The sequence below is a fragment of the Herbidospora mongoliensis genome, assembly GCF_001570545.1.
GTDB classification, from domain to species: Bacteria; Actinomycetota; Actinomycetes; order Streptosporangiales; family Streptosporangiaceae; genus Herbidospora; species Herbidospora mongoliensis.
On record NZ_BBXD01000018.1, the window covers coordinates 15,782 to 34,609 of the forward strand.

The 18,828-nt window shown below is 69.0% G+C and carries 20 protein-coding genes; 7 read left to right on the top strand and 13 right to left on the bottom strand.

Annotated elements, in window-relative coordinates; genetic code table 11:
* From AW272_RS43550 to AW272_RS26380, 3 genes are all read left to right on the top strand, one after another.
* A partial coding sequence (locus AW272_RS43550) for a thioester reductase domain-containing protein (RefSeq protein ID WP_218011078.1) occupies positions 1-2,497 on the top strand: 2,497 nt, incomplete at its 5' end.
* A 674-nt stretch (positions 2,498-3,171) separates the two neighbouring features.
* The gene (locus tag AW272_RS44455; RefSeq protein ID WP_066370506.1) at positions 3,172-3,660 is read left to right on the top strand and encodes a SigE family RNA polymerase sigma factor; all 489 of its coding nucleotides are present in this window, start codon (positions 3,172-3,174) and stop codon (positions 3,658-3,660) included.
* Positions 3,657-4,241, top strand: a complete 585-nt coding sequence (locus AW272_RS26380; RefSeq protein ID WP_066370509.1) for a hypothetical protein — start codon at positions 3,657-3,659, stop codon at positions 4,239-4,241. Before AW272_RS44455 ends, AW272_RS26380 begins: the two co-directional genes overlap by 4 nt.
* Before the next feature lie 356 nt (positions 4,242-4,597).
* Here AW272_RS26380 and AW272_RS42435 read toward each other — a convergent pair whose 3' ends face one another.
* The 4 genes from AW272_RS42435 to AW272_RS26390 all read right to left on the bottom strand — a co-directional run bounded on the left by AW272_RS42435 (position 4,598) and on the right by AW272_RS26390 (position 6,268).
* Complete coding sequence (locus AW272_RS42435) at positions 4,598-5,059, bottom strand: hypothetical protein (protein WP_157518797.1); 462 nt, start codon at positions 5,057-5,059, stop codon at positions 4,598-4,600.
* A 62-nt stretch (positions 5,060-5,121) separates the two neighbouring features.
* Positions 5,122-5,550, bottom strand: coding sequence for a YkvA family protein (locus AW272_RS26385; protein ID WP_066370512.1), 429 nt, complete (start codon positions 5,548-5,550; stop codon positions 5,122-5,124).
* Positions 5,547-5,669 carry a hypothetical protein gene (locus AW272_RS45725; protein WP_275527321.1) on the bottom strand — a complete coding sequence of 41 codons (123 nt, stop codon included), beginning with the start codon at positions 5,667-5,669 and terminating at the stop codon, positions 5,547-5,549. The genes AW272_RS26385 and AW272_RS45725 overlap by 4 nt, the downstream gene beginning before the upstream one ends.
* A 281-nt stretch (positions 5,670-5,950) precedes the next feature.
* Entirely contained in the window at positions 5,951-6,268 is a 318-nt protein-coding gene (locus AW272_RS26390; RefSeq protein ID WP_066370513.1) for a helix-turn-helix transcriptional regulator, read from the bottom strand.
* A 191-nt stretch (positions 6,269-6,459) separates the two neighbouring features.
* Here AW272_RS26390 and AW272_RS26395 point away from each other — a divergent pair, with 191 nt between their 5' ends.
* Positions 6,460-6,831: an STAS domain-containing protein gene (locus AW272_RS26395; protein WP_066370515.1), complete on the top strand. Its 372-nt coding sequence runs from the start codon at positions 6,460-6,462 to the stop codon at positions 6,829-6,831.
* Positions 6,832-6,922: 91 nt separating this feature from the next.
* Here the strand turns inward: AW272_RS26395 and AW272_RS26400 are convergent, their stop codons facing one another.
* Positions 6,923-7,354, bottom strand: coding sequence for an IS3 family transposase (locus tag AW272_RS26400; RefSeq protein ID WP_066370518.1), 432 nt, complete (start codon positions 7,352-7,354; stop codon positions 6,923-6,925).
* Between the two features lie 533 nt (positions 7,355-7,887).
* Between AW272_RS26400 and AW272_RS26405 the strand changes: the two genes are divergently transcribed.
* Positions 7,888-8,268, top strand: coding sequence for an HIT domain-containing protein (locus tag AW272_RS26405; protein WP_066370521.1), 381 nt, complete (start codon positions 7,888-7,890; stop codon positions 8,266-8,268).
* Between the two features lie 3 nt (positions 8,269-8,271).
* On the opposite strand, the gene AW272_RS26410 is transcribed toward AW272_RS26405, so the two are convergent.
* Positions 8,272-9,039 carry a glycosyltransferase gene (locus tag AW272_RS26410; RefSeq protein WP_218011079.1) on the bottom strand — a complete coding sequence of 256 codons (768 nt, stop codon included), beginning with the start codon at positions 9,037-9,039 and terminating at the stop codon, positions 8,272-8,274.
* Positions 9,040-9,045: 6 nt separating this feature from the next.
* On the opposite strand from AW272_RS26410, the gene AW272_RS44460 reads away from it, so the two are divergent.
* Complete coding sequence (locus AW272_RS44460) at positions 9,046-9,273, top strand: YciI family protein (RefSeq protein ID WP_218011080.1); 228 nt, start codon at positions 9,046-9,048, stop codon at positions 9,271-9,273.
* A gap of 38 nt (positions 9,274-9,311) precedes the next feature.
* Positions 9,312-9,794, top strand: coding sequence for a metallophosphoesterase family protein (locus tag AW272_RS26420; protein WP_066370527.1), 483 nt, complete (start codon positions 9,312-9,314; stop codon positions 9,792-9,794).
* A 77-nt stretch (positions 9,795-9,871) separates the two neighbouring features.
* Here the strand turns inward: AW272_RS26420 and AW272_RS26425 are convergent, their stop codons facing one another.
* The 7 genes from AW272_RS26425 to AW272_RS26455 all read right to left on the bottom strand — a co-directional run bounded on the left by AW272_RS26425 (position 9,872) and on the right by AW272_RS26455 (position 18,677).
* Complete coding sequence (locus AW272_RS26425) at positions 9,872-11,560, bottom strand: lamin tail domain-containing protein (protein WP_066370530.1); 1,689 nt, start codon at positions 11,558-11,560, stop codon at positions 9,872-9,874.
* A gap of 434 nt (positions 11,561-11,994) precedes the next feature.
* Positions 11,995-12,609, bottom strand: coding sequence for a hypothetical protein (locus tag AW272_RS26430; protein WP_066370532.1), 615 nt, complete (start codon positions 12,607-12,609; stop codon positions 11,995-11,997).
* A gap of 2 nt (positions 12,610-12,611) precedes the next feature.
* On the bottom strand, positions 12,612-13,766 hold the full coding sequence (locus AW272_RS26435) for an ROK family transcriptional regulator (RefSeq protein WP_066370534.1): 1,155 nt from the start codon (positions 13,764-13,766) through the stop codon (positions 12,612-12,614).
* A 29-nt stretch (positions 13,767-13,795) separates the two neighbouring features.
* Positions 13,796-15,601, bottom strand: a complete 1,806-nt coding sequence (locus AW272_RS26440; RefSeq protein WP_066370535.1) for a glycoside hydrolase family 9 protein — start codon at positions 15,599-15,601, stop codon at positions 13,796-13,798.
* The gene (locus AW272_RS26445; RefSeq protein WP_066370540.1) at positions 15,598-16,425 is read right to left on the bottom strand and encodes a carbohydrate ABC transporter permease; all 828 of its coding nucleotides are present in this window, start codon (positions 16,423-16,425) and stop codon (positions 15,598-15,600) included. The genes AW272_RS26440 and AW272_RS26445 overlap by 4 nt, the downstream gene beginning before the upstream one ends.
* Entirely contained in the window at positions 16,422-17,336 is a 915-nt protein-coding gene (locus tag AW272_RS26450; RefSeq protein WP_066370542.1) for a carbohydrate ABC transporter permease, read from the bottom strand. The genes AW272_RS26445 and AW272_RS26450 overlap by 4 nt, the downstream gene beginning before the upstream one ends.
* 3 nt (positions 17,337-17,339) lie before the next feature.
* Complete coding sequence (locus tag AW272_RS26455) at positions 17,340-18,677, bottom strand: extracellular solute-binding protein (protein ID WP_066370543.1); 1,338 nt, start codon at positions 18,675-18,677, stop codon at positions 17,340-17,342.
* Positions 18,678-18,828 lie beyond the last annotated feature (151 nt).

An 18,828-nucleotide genomic window follows, 5' to 3' on the forward strand; every position in this document is an offset into this window, starting at 1 on the left:
CACCGACACCGACACCGACGCCGACGCCGACACCGACACCGACACCGACACCGACACCGACACCGACGCCGACGCCGACGCCGACGCCGACCCGGCCGCTGAGACGCTCGCCGCCGCGCTGGCCAGCGGAGAACCACAGATCGCCATCCGGGACGGAGCCCTGCTCGTCCCCAGGATGATCCGCGTTCCCGCACCGCCCGCCGCCACCGCGGACTGGGGCGCCGACGCCACCGTGCTCATCACCGGCGGCACCGGCACGCTGGGATCGCTGTTCGCCCGGCACTTGGTCGCCGAACGCGGCGTTCGCGGGCTGGTCCTGCTCAGCCGGCGCGGCGAGGACACGCCAGGCGCGGCCCAACTGCGTGCCGAACTGGCCGGGCTCGGCGCGCGCGTGTCGATCGTGGCCTGCGACGCCGCCGACCGGGACGCCCTGGCCGCCGTCCTCGCCGAGCATCCCGTCACCGGCATCGTGCACATGGCGGGCGTGATCGACGACGGTGTCGTGGCGACCCTGACCGCCGAGCAGGTCGACCGGGTGCTGCGGCCCAAGGTCGACGCGGCGTGGAACCTGCATGAGCTCACCCAAGAGCACAAGATCACCAGGTTCGTGCTGTTCTCCTCGCTCGCCGGGGTGATCGGCGGCCCCGGACAGGGTAACTACGCCGCCGCCAACGCGTCCCTCGACGCGCTCGCCCACCACCGGGCCGCGGCGGGCCTGCCCGCGACCTCCGTCGCCTGGGGTCTCTGGCGCGAGGCCAGCGGACTGACCGGGCACCTCGGTGCCGCCGACCTGAAGCGGATGGCCCGCGCCGGGTTCCTGCCCATCGACACCGCGAACGGCCCCGCCATGCTCGACGCCGCGCTCCGCACCGGGTTGCCGGCCGTCGTGGCGACTCCCATGGGCCTCGCCCCGCTGCGCGAACGCGGCGCGTCGGTCCCGCCGCTGCTCAGCGCCCTGGCCCGGGTCACCGTCCGGCGTGTGGTGACCGACACCGGCGGAGACGCCGCGTCGCTGGCCGACGCGCTCGCTGGGCTCGACGAGGCGGGCCGGGCGCGCGCCCTGCTCGACCTGGTACGCGCCGCCGCCGCCAAGATCCTCGGACGCGACGATCCCGGCGGAGTCGAACCGCACCAGCCGTTCCCCGACCTCGGCTTCGACTCCCTTACTTCGATCGAACTGCGCAACCGCCTGAGCGCCGGTACCGGCCTGCGGCTCGCCGCGACCGTCGTGTTCGACCAACCCACCCCGTATGCCCTGGCCACCCACCTCGGCGCGGCCCTGGACGGCGGCGGGAAACCGGCGGGCCCGGCCGACGGGGCCCTGGACGGCATCGACTTCGCCGCGGAGGTCCGGCTCGCCGACGACATCGTGCCCGCCGCGACCGTCGTCCGGTCGGTCGCCGACCCCGAACACCTCCTGCTGACGGGCGCGACCGGTTTCGTCGGCGCGTTCCTGCTACGTGACCTGCTGCGCACCACCCGGGCCACGGTGCACTGCCTGGTGCGGGCGGACGACGAACCGGCCGCCCACAAGCGGCTTCGGGACAACCTGGAGTGGTACCGGATCCTGGACGAGACCGACCTTGACCGCGTCAAGGTGGTCGTCGGCGACCTCACCCGGCCGCGACTCGGCCTGTCCGAAGAGGACTTCGACAACCTCGCCCGTGACGTCGACGCCGTCTACCACGCGGGTGCGTCCGTCAACTGGCTGCACCCGTACCCGATGCTCAAACCGGCCAATGTCACCGGCACCGAGGAGGTGCTGCGACTGGCCGCACGGCACCGCACCGTCCCCGTCCACCACGTGTCCACCACCGGAGTGTTCGCCGCGACCCAGTCCGCCGACCACCCCCTGCGGGCAGACGACCCGACCGGGCCCCCCGAACGCCTTCCGAGCGGCTACCTCCAGAGCAAATGGGTCGGCGAGCAGCTGATCGGCGTCGCCCGGGCCCGCGGCCTGCCCGTCACGGTCCACCGGGTGGACGTCGTCAGCGGTGACCAGCGCAACGGCGCCTGCCAGACCCGCGACTTCGTCTGGCTCAGCATGAAAGGCCTGATCCAGGCCGGAGCGGTGCCCGCCGGGGCCGGCGGACGCTTCCACCTGGTCCCGGTGGACTACGTCAGCGCGGCCATCGTCGAACTGTCCCGCCGACCCGACGACACGGACCGCACGTTCCATCTCTACAACCCGCACCACCTGTCGTTCCCGGCCCTGGTCGGGCACCTGCGCGCGGCCGGCTACGCCCTACCCGAGACGACCCCCGACGACTGGCGTGCACGAATCCTCGCCGACCGCGACAACGCCCTACTGCCATTGCTGGACGCCTTCGAGGCGATCACGGCGCGCGGCGACGACTATCCCGGCATCGACACCACCGCCACCGAGGCCGCACTGACCGTAACCGGAATCACCTGCCCGCCGACCACCGACGAGCTGTTCGCCACCTACGTCCGCTTCTTCATCGACGCCGGCTATTTCCCGCCACCGACCGCCTGAACCGGCTTGGGAGGCCGGTCAGTCGTCGATCGCCCGGTAGAGGGTGGTCCAGAAGTCGTGCATGACCCGCGCGGCATCCGGTAGGGCCAACCCGACCTGGGTGAGCACAATTCCGGTGAGCCCGTTGGCCGGGTCGGCGTAGGTCGAGGTGCCGGTCCCGCCGTCCCGGCCGAACTTGAGCGATCCACTTCCGGGACAGCCGAAATTCCCGTCTCAATTTCGTCTCACTGCAATCACGCTTTCCGTCCGCGATCGCATCCGGTGGCGCCGACGGGGCGGAGAAGGGTAGGCGTGACCACTTCTCCGCGCGGCGGCTGCCTCGATCGGGGGCAGCCGACATGGCAACAGCCCTGGCGGCGGCGAAGCCGATCCTGACGCCTACTCCGAACTCCGGCAACCGACATCAGCCGCTGGCGGAACTCTGGGCCTTCGCTGCTTGCCGCGTAGTTGGTCGCGGCGCCTTCCAAAATCCCAAAGTGAGAAACGATGACAGCTCCCGGGCCCAGCATCGGCACAACAGCTCATCCCAGCCGGTGAGGCGGAGAAGCCGGCGTACCGCATCGGAGACCGCGACGAAGCGCACGAGGCCATACGCGCGGCATCGTCGCCTCCATCCACGCGAACAATTGCGGGTTTCAGGTAAGTGTGATGAGGCTCCCAGACGTGTAGAGGGTGTGGAGCAACTGGAGTTCGAGGAGTTCTACCGAGACAGCAGGGACGCGTGCCTGCGTGCCGTACTGGTCGGCACCGGTAACCCGCACTTGGCCGAGGACCTGGTCGCCGAGGCCTACGCTCAGGCGTGGAGCGCCTGGCGCAAGGTGCGGGCGCATCCCGCGCCGCGCGCCTGGGTCGTGCGCACCGCGCTCAACACCCACGTCTCGTGGTGGCGTAGACGCCGCCGCGAGGTCGCCTTGGCCGGCCAGGACGCCGAAGGACACCAGCAGGCGCGGGGCATCGACCCCGCGCTGATGGCGGCCCTGCGGCGTCTGCCCGTGCGGCAGCGGCAGGTGGTGGCGCTGCGGGTCTTCCTCGACCTGGACACCGAGGTCACCGCCAAAACCCTCGGCATCGCTCCGGGCACCGTAACCGCGCACCTGGCACGGGCCGTCGCCGCACTGCGCGGTGACCTCGCCACCGCCATCACTCAGGAGGACCAACCATGAACGACGTCTTCGACACCATGCGGGAGTCGATGGAGGGCGTGCACATGCACACCCCCGTCGAGCGGATCGTCGCGGCGGGCCGGGCGCGCCGCCGCAGGAAGGTCACGGTGATCGCGGTGGGGGCCGCAGCGGCCGGGGGGCTGTCGCTGCTCGTCGCGACCGGCGGCCAGCAGGTCAACGCGCCTCCCGCAGGCGTGCACGTCCAGCTCGCAGCCTTCTCCGTCGACAGCAACATCGACGGTACGGTCACCGTCAAGCTCACCAAGGAGCAGACCCTCGACCCAGCGACCCTGCAGAACGCGCTGGCCCAGGCGGGCATCCCGGCCGACATTCGCATCAACGAGTTCTGTAACTCGCCGGTCGACATCCCGGGCTTCGACAAGGTCATGTCCGACAGCAAAGAGGAGGACGGGCGGGTTGTGATGACCATCGACCCGACGGCCATGCCCGAGGGCACGAAGATCATCGCTGGTATCCGGGCGCGCGACTACAAGCCGGACGACCCCAGCAGCTTCGGCGCCGCCTTCGGCCTGGCCCGCGTCGGCGACACCCTCCAGTGCAGCACCGAGATCCCTAGGTGAATCGAGCGGGGCATGTCGCGCCCCGCTTCCGGACAGCCGGGCCGTCCCCGCCACACCCGCCTGCCAGCGGCAGACGATCCGTGGTGGCGGGTCGGCGCCGTGCTGAGCGCAGTGCAGCGGGGGCACAACACCAGTGGCACGAACGCGGCCCCGTCACGGGGCTGAGACTGGTAAAGATCGAGGATCGAACCGGATTCTGGCGGTAGGGATTTGAGGGGCCGCAGTAGTCCGGCGCTTCGCAGAAACGTGGTCGTGCGCTGCTGGGCCGATGAAAGCGGTCAACGCGTCCTGCAGCCGGCGCTGTCTCCGGGCATCGCCGTTGGATTCCAGCGTGGCCAGGGCCAGGCGTTTCCCGCCTATGCCAGGTCGGCATCGGCGATCCGGCGCAGCGCCAGCTTGGCCACTGAGATCTGAGCGGCGGTCCCGTCGTCGCGTTCACGATCGCGGTGTTGGCCGCCGCGCTCCAGGAGGGACGGCACGGTGGAGTCGGTGATCCCGGCGCGCTTTTGGCCGTAACGGACCTTGGCCTTCAGGAGTTCGGCGGTCAGGTTCGGCGGCCAGGAGTGCCACCTGAAACCTGGCCCCGCGCGAGTCCCGCGCCTGATGATCGCCGATGCGCAGGCGCGATGCGTGTTCGGATTGCCGACTCGGTTCGTCGACGGGAACGGCTCGGGGCCGCCGCGAGGTCGACGCCGCCGCGCAGCGGCGAGACCTTCCGGCCTGTGGCCGCGTTCATTGCGATGCCGGGTGATGTACCGGATAGCGTGCACGAGTCGCGCAGTTCCGTTGAAGGTACTTCGCCTGGCCGGCGCCTTCATGACCGCTCCTGTGCGTGATAAGAGATCATTATCACGTACAGCGATGAGGGTTGAGGCTGGCGTCAGACAGGTTCGGGGGACTTGCCGATCCCGGTCAGGCGGGACAGGGCGGCGAAGCCGTCATCGGTGCCGGGCCAGTGCCGGCGTAGGGCCTGCAGCCCAGCGCGGCGGACCACCGATCGCAGTATCGCGGTGACGATGATGGCGTCGTCGGCGTAGCCGAGCACGGGAATGAAGTCGGGCACCAGGTCGAGAGGAAAGGCCAGGTAGGCCAGCAGCAGCGCCAGCCGCACTCGTACCCCGCGGGGCAGCTCGGGGTCGGCGGCCAGGCGGCGTACCAGACGCAGAACGTCGGGCAGCAGGCGCAGTGCCTCACGCAGCAGGCCTTCGCGTGGTCGCACGATGGCCAGCATCACAAGCAGCGCCAGCCAGGTGACCAGCAGGGCCACCGCGATGCCGATGAGCAGGTCCCATTCCCATGCACCGGTCACGGCCGGCCGCCTTCCTGCTGGCCGGCAGCGATCGCGGCGGGCTCGACGAGCGGGGCCGGGATTTCGGCGACCGGTGCCGCCTGCGCGAAGGCGGTAAAGTCAGCGGCTGCGTCCTTCACGGCGGCTCGCGCCGCGGCGCCTGCGGGGCGGCGAAGTAGTCGCGTTCTCGCCCGCAACGAGGCCACCTGCCCTGATGCTCTTGCTCCGAGGAGCGAAGCCCAAGGAGGCAACACCAGCGTCCTCTTGTGCTGTGGGTCGTGACTGCTCCAGGAGGCCGACGTGCGCAACCAACCATGCTGGGCCGGCACCTGCCGGTGGCCGGTTCCGCCGGAATGCTGATGACCTGGTCGGGCTTCCCGTGACAGCAGCGACCCCGGCACCGGGACAGGCGAGCCGGTGATCATGAAAGGATCTTCGGCGAAGTCTCCACGCTGACGAACATCTCGACCAGGGCGCGGACGGGGGCGTGGGCCTCGGTGTGGTGACGGAAGTGCTGGTCGAGGTTGAGCTGGTAGCGGTTGCGGCGCCCGACCCGGTCTCGGGTGAGGTAGCCGGCCTCGTGCAGGTCGGCCACGATGCCCTGGACGGCTCGCTCGGTGATGCCGATGACCTGGGCGACCTCGCGCAGCCGAACCTCGGGATTTCGGGCGATCTCCAGCAGCACCCGGGCGTGATGAGTCAGGAACGTCCAGGATGAACGATCTTTAGCGGTGGTCATCGGAAGTCACGCTTTCGGCCCCAGATGGTTGGTTCCATGTCGCCGTCAACGGCTGTTCCAGCCTCGCACAGCGAACTGTCTTTCGCGAAATCTTCTTCAGGTTTATGGTGAATGGACGACTCCTGCCGTTGGAGGTTCCATGCCCGCCCGTCTGTCACCCAGCGGCGGCCACTCATGAACGAAGGCCGCCGGTGGTGACTCCCCTGACGCTCACCCTGGATCAGCTGCCGGACAGCACCGTTGTCCACGCAGCCGGGGACATCGACGCCAGCAACTGCGCCGAACTGGCCGAGGCCATCTTCGAAGGCCGGCAACGAGGCAACCCGCTCATCTTGGACTTCAGCGCCGTCACCTTCCTGGACAGCAGTGGCCTGCATGTCCTGCTGAACGCCCACGACGGCGCCGCGCACGGCAAGCACAACTTCTCCCTTGCGGCGCCCCACCCGCGTGTCACACGGCTTCTTCAGATCACCGGAGTTCTGCACCACCTCCAGGTGCACGCGAGCGTTGAGCAAGCCCGCACGGCCGCGGCGACACGCGGCCAACACATGGTGGGGAGCTGATAGCGGGGCATGTGGGGGCCTCATCCAGGAGTCAGGCCATCACGTGATGTGGTGATGTTCCCCGTGTTGGGTGGAGCCGCATGGCTGGACTTCATGCCGGTTGACGGGTTGGGTAGAGCATCTCGTATTCGACCGGCGTGCGCATGCCCAGGGCGCTGTGGCGGCGTTGCCGTTTGTGGAAGATCTCGAGGTAGTCGAAGATCACGTTGGCGAGTTCGATGGCGGGTTCTCCAGGCCGGCGCGGGTTGCCGGGCAGGCCGCGGATGCCTTGGCGCTGCATCAGCATCTCGACGGTGTGGTAGGCGACGAGCGGGCCGCTGCCCAGTTTGAGTTCGGCGTGGACGCATCGCGATCCGTAGGCGCCGCGGGAGGCGGCGTGGATCTGACGGATGCGCTCGGTCAGCCACGCGTGCCGCAATGACCTGGGCGAGGGCGGGCGGTTCCGCCAGGCGAAGTAGCCGGGTTCGGAGACGTTCAGCACCCTGCAGGCGACCTGGACCGGCAGGTCCTCACCGGCGATCACCGCGATCGCTTCGAATCGTCTTGTGAGGGCACCACCTCTCGCACCAGCTCGATCGCCCGATGGGTGACGGCCAGTTCGGTCGCCAGGCCCCGGATCCGTTTGCGGGCGGCCAGCAACTCGGCCTGCTCGGTCGTGGTCGCTCCGGGTAACCGGCGGCATGCCGACCTCTTCTCGAGGGGTCCATGGCACACAAGTCAAGCAAAGCGACTCCACGAAAGCCGGGGAACATCAGTCCATTGACGGCTCTGTCGCAGATTCGTCTTACCGTCCCTCCTCGGCGCGCAGGGCACTCATCAGGGGGAGAAGGAACGGCCCGCACGGTCAAATGTTGCTGCGCCCGGGACGGCCGTCATCGCGTTTCGGGCACGTACAAGCGTGCGGTCGGTCGTCAGCGCTGCAGAAAGGTGCCTTTGTAAAGTTCGACCAAGCATCCGGTATGCGGGTGAAGTTGATCAAACAGCTCTGTTGATCCTGCGGTTCGACTGTAGGGCGACAGAGACATTACTGTCCGACGCAGAAGGCTACATACTGTGATGTCTGGTTCGAACGCTTTCTCCGACTTCTACTGCCACCAGGCCATCCCCGGCCTCACGCCGGTCAAGGTGGTGGCGGAAACCGAGGAGGTCCTCGCGTTTGAGCACACCAACCCTGCCCACCCAGTGCACGTCGTGGTGGTCCCGAAGGTGCACACGCCGTCCCTGGTCGACCTCGGGGACGGGGGTGAAGTGCTGCTCAACAAGGTGATGAAAGTGGTCCAGCAGGTTGCCGCGCAGATAGCGGAGGAGCAGGGCGCGGCATGTGTCACCACGAATGTCGGGCTTTACCAAGAATCCCGGCATCTGCATTTCCACGTGTTCCACCGTGGTGAGTCGGAGGAGCAGATTCTCGCGACCTACGGGCACCACGACAGTTGAGCCCTACCGCGCTCGTCTCAGGCGAACCGCGGTCACGGTCTCCTGCGCGACGAGGTCGGCTGCGCGATGGGCCGCCCGGGGATCCGGCCGCTCCTGCGGGCCGGAGCCGAGATCGGCGAACAGCTCCGCACATGCCTTCGCGAGCGAGGCACCGCCTTGCAGTTCCTCATCGTCAGGGATCACGATGCACCGCCCCGCGTGGCGGCGCGCGTAGGCGTCGGCGTTGTCGAGCTGGTCGCCACGGCTGACGCGTGCGGGCAGTGGGATGAGGACGGCCCGCTTGCCGAAAGCTTCGAGTTCAGCAAGTGTTGTGGCGCCGGCGCGTCCGACCACTAGGTCGGCGAGCCATAGGGCGTCGGCCGTCTCCTCGTGCAGGTATTCCAGTTGCCGGTACCCCGGCATGCCGTCGAGCGCCGGGTCGAGGTTGCCCTGCCCCGGATGTGAATGATCGCGAAGCGGGCGCGCAGGGTGTCGAGCTGCTTCGTGACGGCGTCGTTGATGCGCTGGGAGCCGCTGCTGCCGCAGAAGATCAGCAGGACGGGCAGTGCCGGCAATCCAAAGGAGCACATGCTCCGCATCCTCCACCAGCCCGAGCTCCTGAGTGTGTCGGCCGGCACGTCGGCGACGCACGGCCTCTGCGGGCAAAGGGCTCGCCAGTTGCGCCGGGATCTCGCCCATGCCCAGCGCCGACACGCCGAGGGTGCCGCGCGCGAACGACCGCCAGATCAGGTGGAAGACCCTGCTGGAGGTCTCCAGCTCCCGTTCCAGCACGCCGGTGTGTACGTCTTCGGCGGCGAAATAGGCGAAGCCGTCGATCCCGTCCTTGTGGCTGATGACGGCACGGTGACGAACGGCGCCTATCCGCAGGCCGCGGGGTTGAACGGCGGGTACACCATTCTTGACCTGCCCTCCTGCGAGGCGGCGTTGGAGTGGGCGAAGAAGATCGCGGCCCCCTGCCGCAGCTCGCAGGAGGTCCGGGTGTTCCGGTTCGACACGCTCGCCTGACGGCGTACGGTCACCCCCGCGCGGACAATCATGGAGGGATGAAGGTCGTCGTTCTGTCGGATACGCACGCGCCGCGCTTCTGGAAGGCGTGCCCTCCCCGGGTGGCCGGGCATCTGCGTGGCGCCGACGCCATTTTGCACGCCGGTGACGTGTGTGTCGGCTGGGTCCTCGACGAACTGGCCGTCCACGCGCCCGTCCACGCCGTCAAGGGCAACAACGACGGCCCGGATGTCGAGGCGCCGGAGACGCTGGAGCTCACGTTGGGCGGGCTGCGGGTGGCCATGATCCACGACAGCGGCCAGTCCCGAGGGCGGCTGGCCAGGATGCGGGCCCGATTCCCCGAAGCCGGGCTGGTGGTTTTCGGTCACTCCCACATCCCCATGGACAGCGGCGCCGACGGCTTTCGCATCTTCAACCCGGGCTCGCCCACCGATCGCCGACGCCAGCCGCACGGCACGCTGGGACTGCTGTGGATCGAGAACGGCGCCCTCGCCGAAGCGGAGATCGTGCCCGTCACCTGACGGCTGCGGCGCTGGAGTCGGATCGGGTCACAGGGAGTTGACGCGCACACCAGACGACCACGTCGAAATCAGGCCGGTCAGTACGCCGTTCCGCCGGCGCGCCGGCCGGGCGAGCTGGACAGCGAGCTGATGGTGTTGTGCTTGACCCAGGCGCCGGTCGCCGAGCCGTCAGGGCTTCGGTTGATCGACACCCCGTCGGAGTTCGCCTGGCTCGACGAGTAGGTCATCGACTGGACCGTCGCTCCCGCCGAATCCCGCAGGATCACTTGATCGCCGCTGTTGGACAGGTTGAGGTCACCCGTGCCGGCGGCCACCGCCACGACGCCACCGGGGATCGCGGAGGCCCCGCCGAACACGGTGATCGCCTTGCCGGGCTGCAGCGTCGTCCCGGCCGCGAACGTGTGCCGTACCGCCGACCCGTCCCGGACGGTCCAGCCGGCGATGCTGATCGCCGAGCCACCCGTGTTCACGATCTCGACCGCCTCACCGGCGGTGCTGCTGCCCGCTTCGTTGGCCAGCACCTCGTTGATCATGACGTTGGCGGCCCCGCCGCCACCGCCGGTGGTGACGGTGATGCTCTTGGTCGTGGTGTGGGTGGCCCCGCCGTTGTCCGTCACGGTCAGCGAGACCGTGTAGGTTCCGGCCGACGCGTAGGTAACGGCGGGGTTGGTCGCCGTCGAGGTCTGGCCGTTGCCGAAGTTCCAGCCACGGCTCACGACAGTGCCGTCGGAGTCGGTGCTGCCATCGGTGAAGGTGCAGCTGAGAGCGGTGCAGGAGTTCGTGAAGGACGCCGTGGGCGACTGGTTCCCGCCGCCACCGCCGATGACGAAGTTGTAGCGGGCGAACACCGGGTAGTGGTCGCTGGTCGTGGACGCGTAGTTCGAGATGTAGGCCTGGGGCTGGAATGCCTTCGCCGAGCCGGCGACGTACTTCGCCTGCACCTCGTTGGTGGTGAGCTGGTGGTCGATGAAGTCGGGGTAGCCCGCCGTCGACGACACGCCCGCCAGCGACAGGGCCCGCGTCGGGAACGTGTAGCGCGCCGAGTCGTTCACGAAGTTGGCGTAGGGCGAGGCCTTCCCGGATGTGATGGAGGTGTCGACGTCGTCGTTCCAGTCACCGATGACGAAGACGTTCTGGGTGGGGTAGGTCGAGTCGAGGTAGGACTTGAGCGCCTGCGACGCGGGGTTGCGCAGGTTCCACGCGGCCTGGTCAGACCCGGCCTTCGCGTGGAGGACGATGAAGACGAGGTCACGGGTGACACCGTCGAACGTGCCGCGCAATGTGAACTCCACCGGCGGGCGACCGGCGAAGTTACTGTTCTGGCTGGTCAGGATGACCTTCGCGCTCACCAGGGTGGCCATGCTGGAGCGCCAGACGAGGGCGACCTTCTGCTCGGCGTTGCTGAAGTCCGAGTAGTACTGCGCGCCGTTCGTCACCCTCGAGTCGTTGGCGACGACCCCGGTGTACCCGGGCAGACCGGCCACGAGTGTGTTGAACGCCGAGGTGCTGACGATCTCGCCGAGGCCCCACACGTCCATGCCGGTGCCCGCCATGACGTCGCGGGCGTTCTGCTGCTGAAGCGCCTCGTTGGTCGGGCCATTGCCCGTCGAACCGAACCATTCGATGTTCCAGTTGCCGACGTCGAGCTGCGTCGCCGATCCCTGCGACGGAACCGTGGCGGCATTCGCCGCGGGGATGGTGGTGAGCGTGGCCAGCGCCATGGCGGCGGCCAGGGCCCCCGTGAGCGCGCGGAGCCTGAGTTTCATCGGCAAGAGACCTTCCGGGTCGAGGTGCGGGACGGGCCCGCGACCATGCTGACGGCGGGCTCACGGAAGTGTCATCAGGCGCACACCGCGCCTGCCGCAAACATGCGGCCTCGTGATGGTGAACATTCGACAGCCGGGTCGATCGACGTGTGGAACGTCGAATTGATGACAATTCGAACGCCGGAATTCTGTCACTCGCGCTCATCGTCGACGGCGGTCCCGGCCGGATGGAGGCGCTTGCCTGGGACCTGGCAGGCGATCCGCGCGTTCGTCCGGACCGTCCCCGCGGTGGTGCTCACCGGCCACTTGCTCGAAGACGTATGTGAGCCGGCCCGTCGAAGAGTGCAGCAACCGGCAGGCCGACGTTCAGGCGATGGTGAGTCGTTCGGCGGCGTGTTCGGCGGCTTGGGCGCGCGGCGACGTGGATGCGCGATTCAAGGCGGGAGCAGGCCGGGATCGCCTCCCACTGCGCCGAGTACGGCCATGGCCGCGTCCAGACCCCGGTCGAGTCGTCCTCGGTTCACGTGATCGGACGGCCACCACCAGGAGACCTCGGCGAGGAACGGTCCCCGGTACGCGGTCACCGAGACCTGCGCGATGGGGTCGCCGTTGTCGGAACTGGTGGGGGTGATCCACGTCAGGACCTCGGCGTTCCAGCCCTGACGCGTGATCGACGACATGGAATGGGCGAAGCAGCGTGTGGACGCGGCGCGGACGCCGTCTGTCCGGCTCTTCGCCTCGTCGGGGCCGGTGATCCAGATCCGGACGCCAATGGGGTCGGGGCTCTCCGCCGATCGGAGCAGGGCGGTGTAGCCGGGATGTCGCACCTCCACGTCTTCACCGGCGTCGCATTCCGGAACCAGCGGGTGGTACAGCGGGCGTTCGGTGTCGCCGGTGGGCAGGCGTCTGACCTGGAGCGGGTCGAGCCGTGCGGCGATCTGCTCCACTGAGGTCGCCGCCGTGTCAGGCGCGCGAAGCGGGGTCGCCGACGACGTCCACTGGCAGTTCGTCGCGAGCGACACGATCGCGAGCAATGAGATCCACTTCACCGTCAGATCAGCCCGAAGACCTCTTCCCGTACGGACGTCAGCGCCAGATCCAGCGCCCCCGCGAGCACGGGGTTCCCTTCGAGGGCCGACAACCGCACCTGGGGACGGGAATGGGTGATCGCGTGCAGCTCCCGTTCGACCAGGTCACGGAGGAACTCCCCGCCCGCCGTCGGCAACCCGCCCGTGAGCACGATGAGGCCGGGGTCGACGACCGAGGCGATGGCCGCCAGCCCGATCGCGAGCCGCGAGGCCACCAGCCGCAGACCCGCGGCGGCCTCCTCGGCCGCCCGGCCCGTGCCCTGGGCCAGGTCGACCGCGGCGGTCACGGCCCGGCGGAAGTCGAGCGCCTCCACGCCGTAGGTGCGGAGCAGGTCGTGGACTGCGGGGCCGCCCACCAGGGCCTGGTAGCCGTGGTGGCCGAACCGGCCGCCGTCGCGGGCCGTCGCCACGCCCGGGGTGGGCATGTAGCCGACCTCGCCCGCGCCGCCGAAGAAGCCACGGTGCAGCTTTCCGCCGATCACCAGGGCGGAGCCCAGGCCCTCGTCGGCCCACAGCAGCACGAAGTCGGGGCAGTCGGCGGCGGCCCCGTGGGCCTGCTCGGCCAGGGCGACGAGGTTGACGTCGTTCTCCACGTCGACCTCGGTGCCCAAGCCGGTGCGCAGAGCGGCCAATAGGTCGGGGATCCGCCAGCCCGGCAGATCTTCGTCGGTGGCGTAGCTCAGCAGGCCGGTGGTGGGGTCGACGGCGCCCTGCACACCGATCACCACCCGGCGCAGCGGGCCGGGCGGCCCGGCCGCGCCGATGGCCGCCGCGAGGCGGTCGACCAGCGGGCCGGGGGCGCCCGAGGGGACGGCGACCGTGTGTTCGCCCCGGATCTGCCCGGTGATGTCGGCCACCTGGACGCTGATCCGGTCGCGGGTGACGTCGAGGGCGGCGACGTAGGCGGAGTCGGGGTTGATCCGGTAGATCTCCGCTGTCGGGCCGGGCTGGCCCGCGCGGATGCCGTCGGCGACCACCAGGCCCGCCTCGTGGAGGCGGGCCAGGAGCTGGAAGGCCGTCGGTTTGGAGAGGCCGGTGAGCTCGCCGATCTCGGGACGCGTCAGCGGGCCGCGCTCCAGCAGGACGCGCAGCGCCCGGCCTTTGTTGATCGCCCGCATCAGGCTGGGTGTCCCGTGAAGAGGAGGCTTCACGGGGACGTCAGGCTCAGGGAGTACAGGGCGATCGCGGCGAAATCGTCGGCCGGCTCGGAGGCCTGCCAGCTGCGGACGTCGTCGACGAACCGGCTGCCGTGGCCGGTGAACTGGGCGTACTTGTCCTTGCCGTCGGCGGGGCAGGGGGGCATCTCCTCGAAGGGTTCGCCGAGGCCGTCCTCGAACAGGTCGGCGCTGTTCGGGCCGTTGACGACGGCGCCCGTGGCGGGCTTGCCGGTGATGTTGAAGATCTGGTGGTGCGGGCACGCGATGGAGTTCGCGCCCGCCCCGGCGACGAAGGACACGCCCCACGGGTTCGCGCCGAACGTCCAGTTGCGCTGCTGGGTGGCGAAGGCGCTGTAGGCGCGGTCGCCGGTCACCTTGCGGTAGAGGTCGGCGGTCGCGGCCAGGCCGAAGGCGTGCGGGACGGCGTCGAACTGGTCGTGCTCGGCCCCGGCGCGGAACGGGTCGGCGGCTGCTCGGTCGGCGCCGATGTCGAGCTGCGCCTTCAGCCCGGCGATCAGATCCGCCTCGGTGACGGCCAGGTCGAAGGAGTGCGCGGCCCGGATGGCCTTGACGAGGTCGGCGTGGGCGAGCGCGCTGACGTCGTACAGGTTGAGGGTGTCGCCCTGGTCCTCGTCGAGGTAGCCGCGCGCCCAGCGGGCGGCGTCGGCGAGCCAGCGGTTGGCGCGGGGGTCGCGCAGGCGCTGGGCGGCCAGGGTCATCTCGGCGGCGCCGAGCTGCATGTCGTCGCGCCAGACGCTCTCGGGGTAGAAGGCGTGCGGGAGTGAGGTCACGAGCTGACCCACGTTCTCCGTCTTGGCCATGGCGTACACGGAGGAGGCCTGTTCGAGCAGGTGGGCGGCGCGGCGGCGGTCCGGTTCGAGCTGGGAGGCCAGGGCGAACGCGGCGGCGGTGCGACCGGCCAGGTTGGGGCTGATCGGCTGGCCGGGGGCGGCGGCGCGGAAGACGGGGCGGTTGCGGATGAACTGGTGGCCCTCGGCGGTGTCGCCGTCGTCGGCCTCGGGGAGCCGCCAGACGTCGTGGTCGCCGACGAAGGTGCCCTCTTCGTTCCCGGCTCCGACGCCGACCTGGATGTAGAGGGTCTTGGACTTCTCGTCCCACATCTTGTCGAGGTACTTCAGGCCGTGGGTCGCCTCGTCGCGCAGGGCGGGCCCGTGCACCTTGCCGTCGCGCTGGGCCGCCCAGAGAAGAGTGTCGACGTAGGCCAGGATGTGGGTGAACTTCAGGTAGTCGCCCGCGTCGAACCAGCCGCCCGCCACGTCGACCGGGCCGCCGATCTTCTTCAGCTCGCCCTTGGTCTGGTCGGTGTCCGGGCCGGTGAACGTCGGCCAGTCGTAGACGGACGCGGCGCGGTCGTTGCGGTGGGTCGTGTCCCGCTGGACGCCGAAGAAGCGCAGCACATCCTGGACGGGAGTGCGCGACGGAGCGATCTGGAACTCCGACGAGGTGGCGCCGCCGGCCTTGATCCGATAGCGGCCCGGGGTCTTCAGCTTCGACAGGTCGAGGTCGTACACGTTCGGGTAGGCGCCGTTCCAGGCGCCCCGGTCGGCGCCGGCCTGCCCGGTGAGGACCGTCCTGCCGTGGTGGTCGACCACGGTGAAACGGCCCGCCCGGCCGTTCGTCATCAGATAGGCGTGCTTGGCCTCGTTCGGCCAGTAGCCCACCTGGTCGACCCGGACGTGCGCGGGTGCGGGCGGGGGCGCCACGTCGGCCAGGGCGGGGGTCGCGACGACGGACGTCGCCAACGTCAGCGCGACGACCGATCTTGTAAGTTTCATCCCTTTACTCCTGTCAATGTCACGCCCTCGATGAAGACCCGCTGGGCGAAGAGGAAAACGATGATCACCGGAGCGGTCACCAGCAGGGTGGCCGCCATGGTCAGGTTCCACTGCACGCTGTGGAACGCCTTGAAGGAGGCTAGTCCCAGCGACAGTGTCCAATTCTCCTGGTCCACCCCGGCGTACAACAAAGGCCCGTAGTAGTCGTTCCAGCAGTAGAAGAACGAGAACAGCGCCACCGCGGCGATCGCGGGGCGGGCCATCGGCAGGATGACGGTGAACAGGATGCGCACGTCGGAGCAGCCGTCCACCTTCGCCGCGTCGGTGTAGTCACGGGGGATCGTGATGAGGAACTGGCGCAGCAGGAAGATCGAGAAGGCGTCGCCGAACAGCATCGGCAGGATCAGCGGCCACAGGGAGTCGGTCAGGTCCAGCCGCGCCCACACCAGGTAGATCGGCACCGCGACGACCTGCGGCGGCAGCATCATCGCGCTGATCACGACGAGGAAGGCCACCTTGCTGCCCTTGAACCGGAACCGCGACAGGGCGTACGCCGCCGGGATCGACGACACCAGCATGAACACGGTGGCGAGCGAGGCGTACACGAAGGTGTTCAGGGTCCAGGTAAGCAGTTCGGAGCGGGCGAACACCTCGGCGAAGTTGCCCCAGTTCCACTGGTCGGGCCACAGGCGGCTGGTGAGGGCCTGTTCGTCGGTCATCAGCGCCGTCAGCCCGATGAACACGATCGGCCCGATGAAGATCAGCGCCAGCGCGATGGCCAGCGCGTGCTGGGCGATCCAGTAGAGACCCCGTCTGCGCGTCATGACGCCGCCTCCGCCCGGCTGAACTGGCGCAGCAGCACCAGCGTGAACAGCATCGACACCGCGAACAGCATCAGCGCGTGGACGCAGGCCAGCCCCATCGACCAGTCGCGGAACCCGGTGTGGAACAGGTGCTGGGGGAGCGTGAGCAGCGCCCCGTCGGGATAGCCGGGCGTGAACGAGGTGCCCGCCGAGTCGGTCGCGCCCGAGGCCACCCGGGAGGCGATCATCGCCTGGGTGAAGTACTGCACCGCGTAGATCACGCCGGTCACCGCCGAGAACATCAGGACGGGGGAGATCACCGGCAGCGTGATGCTGCGGAACTGCCGCCAGGCTCCCGCGCCGTCGATGGCGGCGGCCTCGTACAGATGCTTCGGTACGTCGAGCAGCGCGGCCAGGAAGATCATCACAGCGTTGCCGGCGCCCCACAGGGCCAGCAGGGTGAGGCTGGGCTTGGCCCACGCCGCGCTGCCGAACCAGTCGGGGCCGGTGATCCCGATCCAGGCCAGCGCCTGGTTGACCGGTCCGGTCGCCGGGTTCAGCAGGTAGACGAAGGCGACCGTGCCCGCGACCATCGGCACCAGCGACGGCAGGTAGAACAGCGTACGCAGGATGCCGGCGCCGCTCTTCATCTTCGTCAGCAGCTGCGCCACGCCGAGTGCGAACAGGACCTGCGCCGGGACCATGAACACCACGAGCCAGAGCGTGTTGAGGGCCGACTGCCCCACACGGCTGTCGGCGAAGGCGTAGCGCCAGTTGTCCAGGCCGATGAACTCCAGCGTGAACAGGTCGTACCGATGGAAGGAGAAGTACACCGTCGACAGCAGCGGATAGACGAAGAAGACCGCGACGCCGACGAGCCAGGGGGAGAGCCAGAGGAGGGCGCGGACGCCCTCCCCGCGCGTGGCGGCCATCGATCAGCCTCCGGAGAGCTTCATCTTGTCGTCGATGCGTTCGTCGACCTTGGCCAGCCCGGCGTCCAGGTCCTTGACCGCGCCCTTCTCCCATTCGATGAGGAAGGTGGAGAAGGCGTCCTGGTTGAAGACGCTGTTGACGTTCGCCGGCAGCGTCGAGGTCTTCGGGTGGGCGAAGATCTTGAGGAAGGTGGCGAACTGATCGTCCCTGGCCAGGCCCGGGTCGTCCATGGCGGCCTGGGTGGTGGGCACGTTGCGCAGCGCGTTCGACAGGGTCACCAGTGACGCGGTGTCGGTGGTCAGGTGCTTGATCAGCTCCCAGGCGTGCTGCGGGTGCTTGGCGCCTCTCGGCACGCCGATGACGGTGCCGGCGGTGAAGCCGCTGCCGTACAGGTCGGGCTTGTCGTCGGCGACCGGCAGCGGCGCGGTGGCGTAGTCGAGGGCCTTGGCCTTCGGATCGGCGGCGATCATGGCGTTGCGCCACTCGCCGTCGAGGACCATCGCGACCTTGCCCTCGAAGAACGGGTGCTCGGCGCCCCACTCGTCGCCCAGGCCCTTGCGGAACTTCTCCAGCTTGTCGTAGCCGTACCAGTCGACGAGCTCCTTCTGCCAGGTCAGCAGCTGCTTCCACGCCGGGTCGGAGCCGATGGCCGAGGTGCCGTCGTCGTTGTACCACTTGGCCCCGACCATGGGACCGAGGTGGCTGGGGGAGTTCTCGTAGTACTGGAAGCTGGGGATGAACCCGGCGACCTCGATGTTCCCGTCGGCGTCGCGGACGGTGAGCTTCTTGGTCAGCTCGGTCAGCTCCGACAGCGTCTTCGGCGGCTCCTGGCCCTGCATGAGCGCCTTGTTGTAGTAGAGCCCGTACGCGTCGGCGAGCAGCGGCATCGTGCACCGCTTGCCCTCGAACTCCGTGTACGCGCGGGACGCGGCCGGCAGCACGCTCAGGTCGATCCCGTCCTGCTTGATGACGGGCGAGAGGTCCTGGAAGGCCCCGCTCTTGCACCACTGGGCGACGTTGTCGGTGGTGAACGACGCCGCCACGTCGGGCGCCTCGCCACCCCGGATCGACTGGGTGATCTGCGCGTCCTGGATGCCCTTCTTCGTCACGACCTTGATCTGCGGGAACTTCTTGGTGAAGCCCGCGATGGCGTTCTCGAACGCCTTGGTCTCGACGTCGGTCGAGAAGCCGTGCCACAACTCCAGCGTCGCGGCGGGCAGGGCGGCGGGCGATGGGGGTTTCGACTGGGCGCCGAGGGCGGGCGGCGCCTCCTTGCCTGCGGTGCAAGCGGTCAGCGTCAGGGCCAGACACCCGGCCGCCGCAAGAGAGAAGAAGCGCACGTGGTTGCTCCTAAGACCAGTCGCGCACGGAAAGTTAGTAAGTTTTCCTAACTTTCAATGGACCTTAGGTTGGGCCACATGGACGGTCAATGGGCGACATCAACTCGTAACAGGGAGAGTCGGGCAACAGTCCTTACGATCACGGATCACT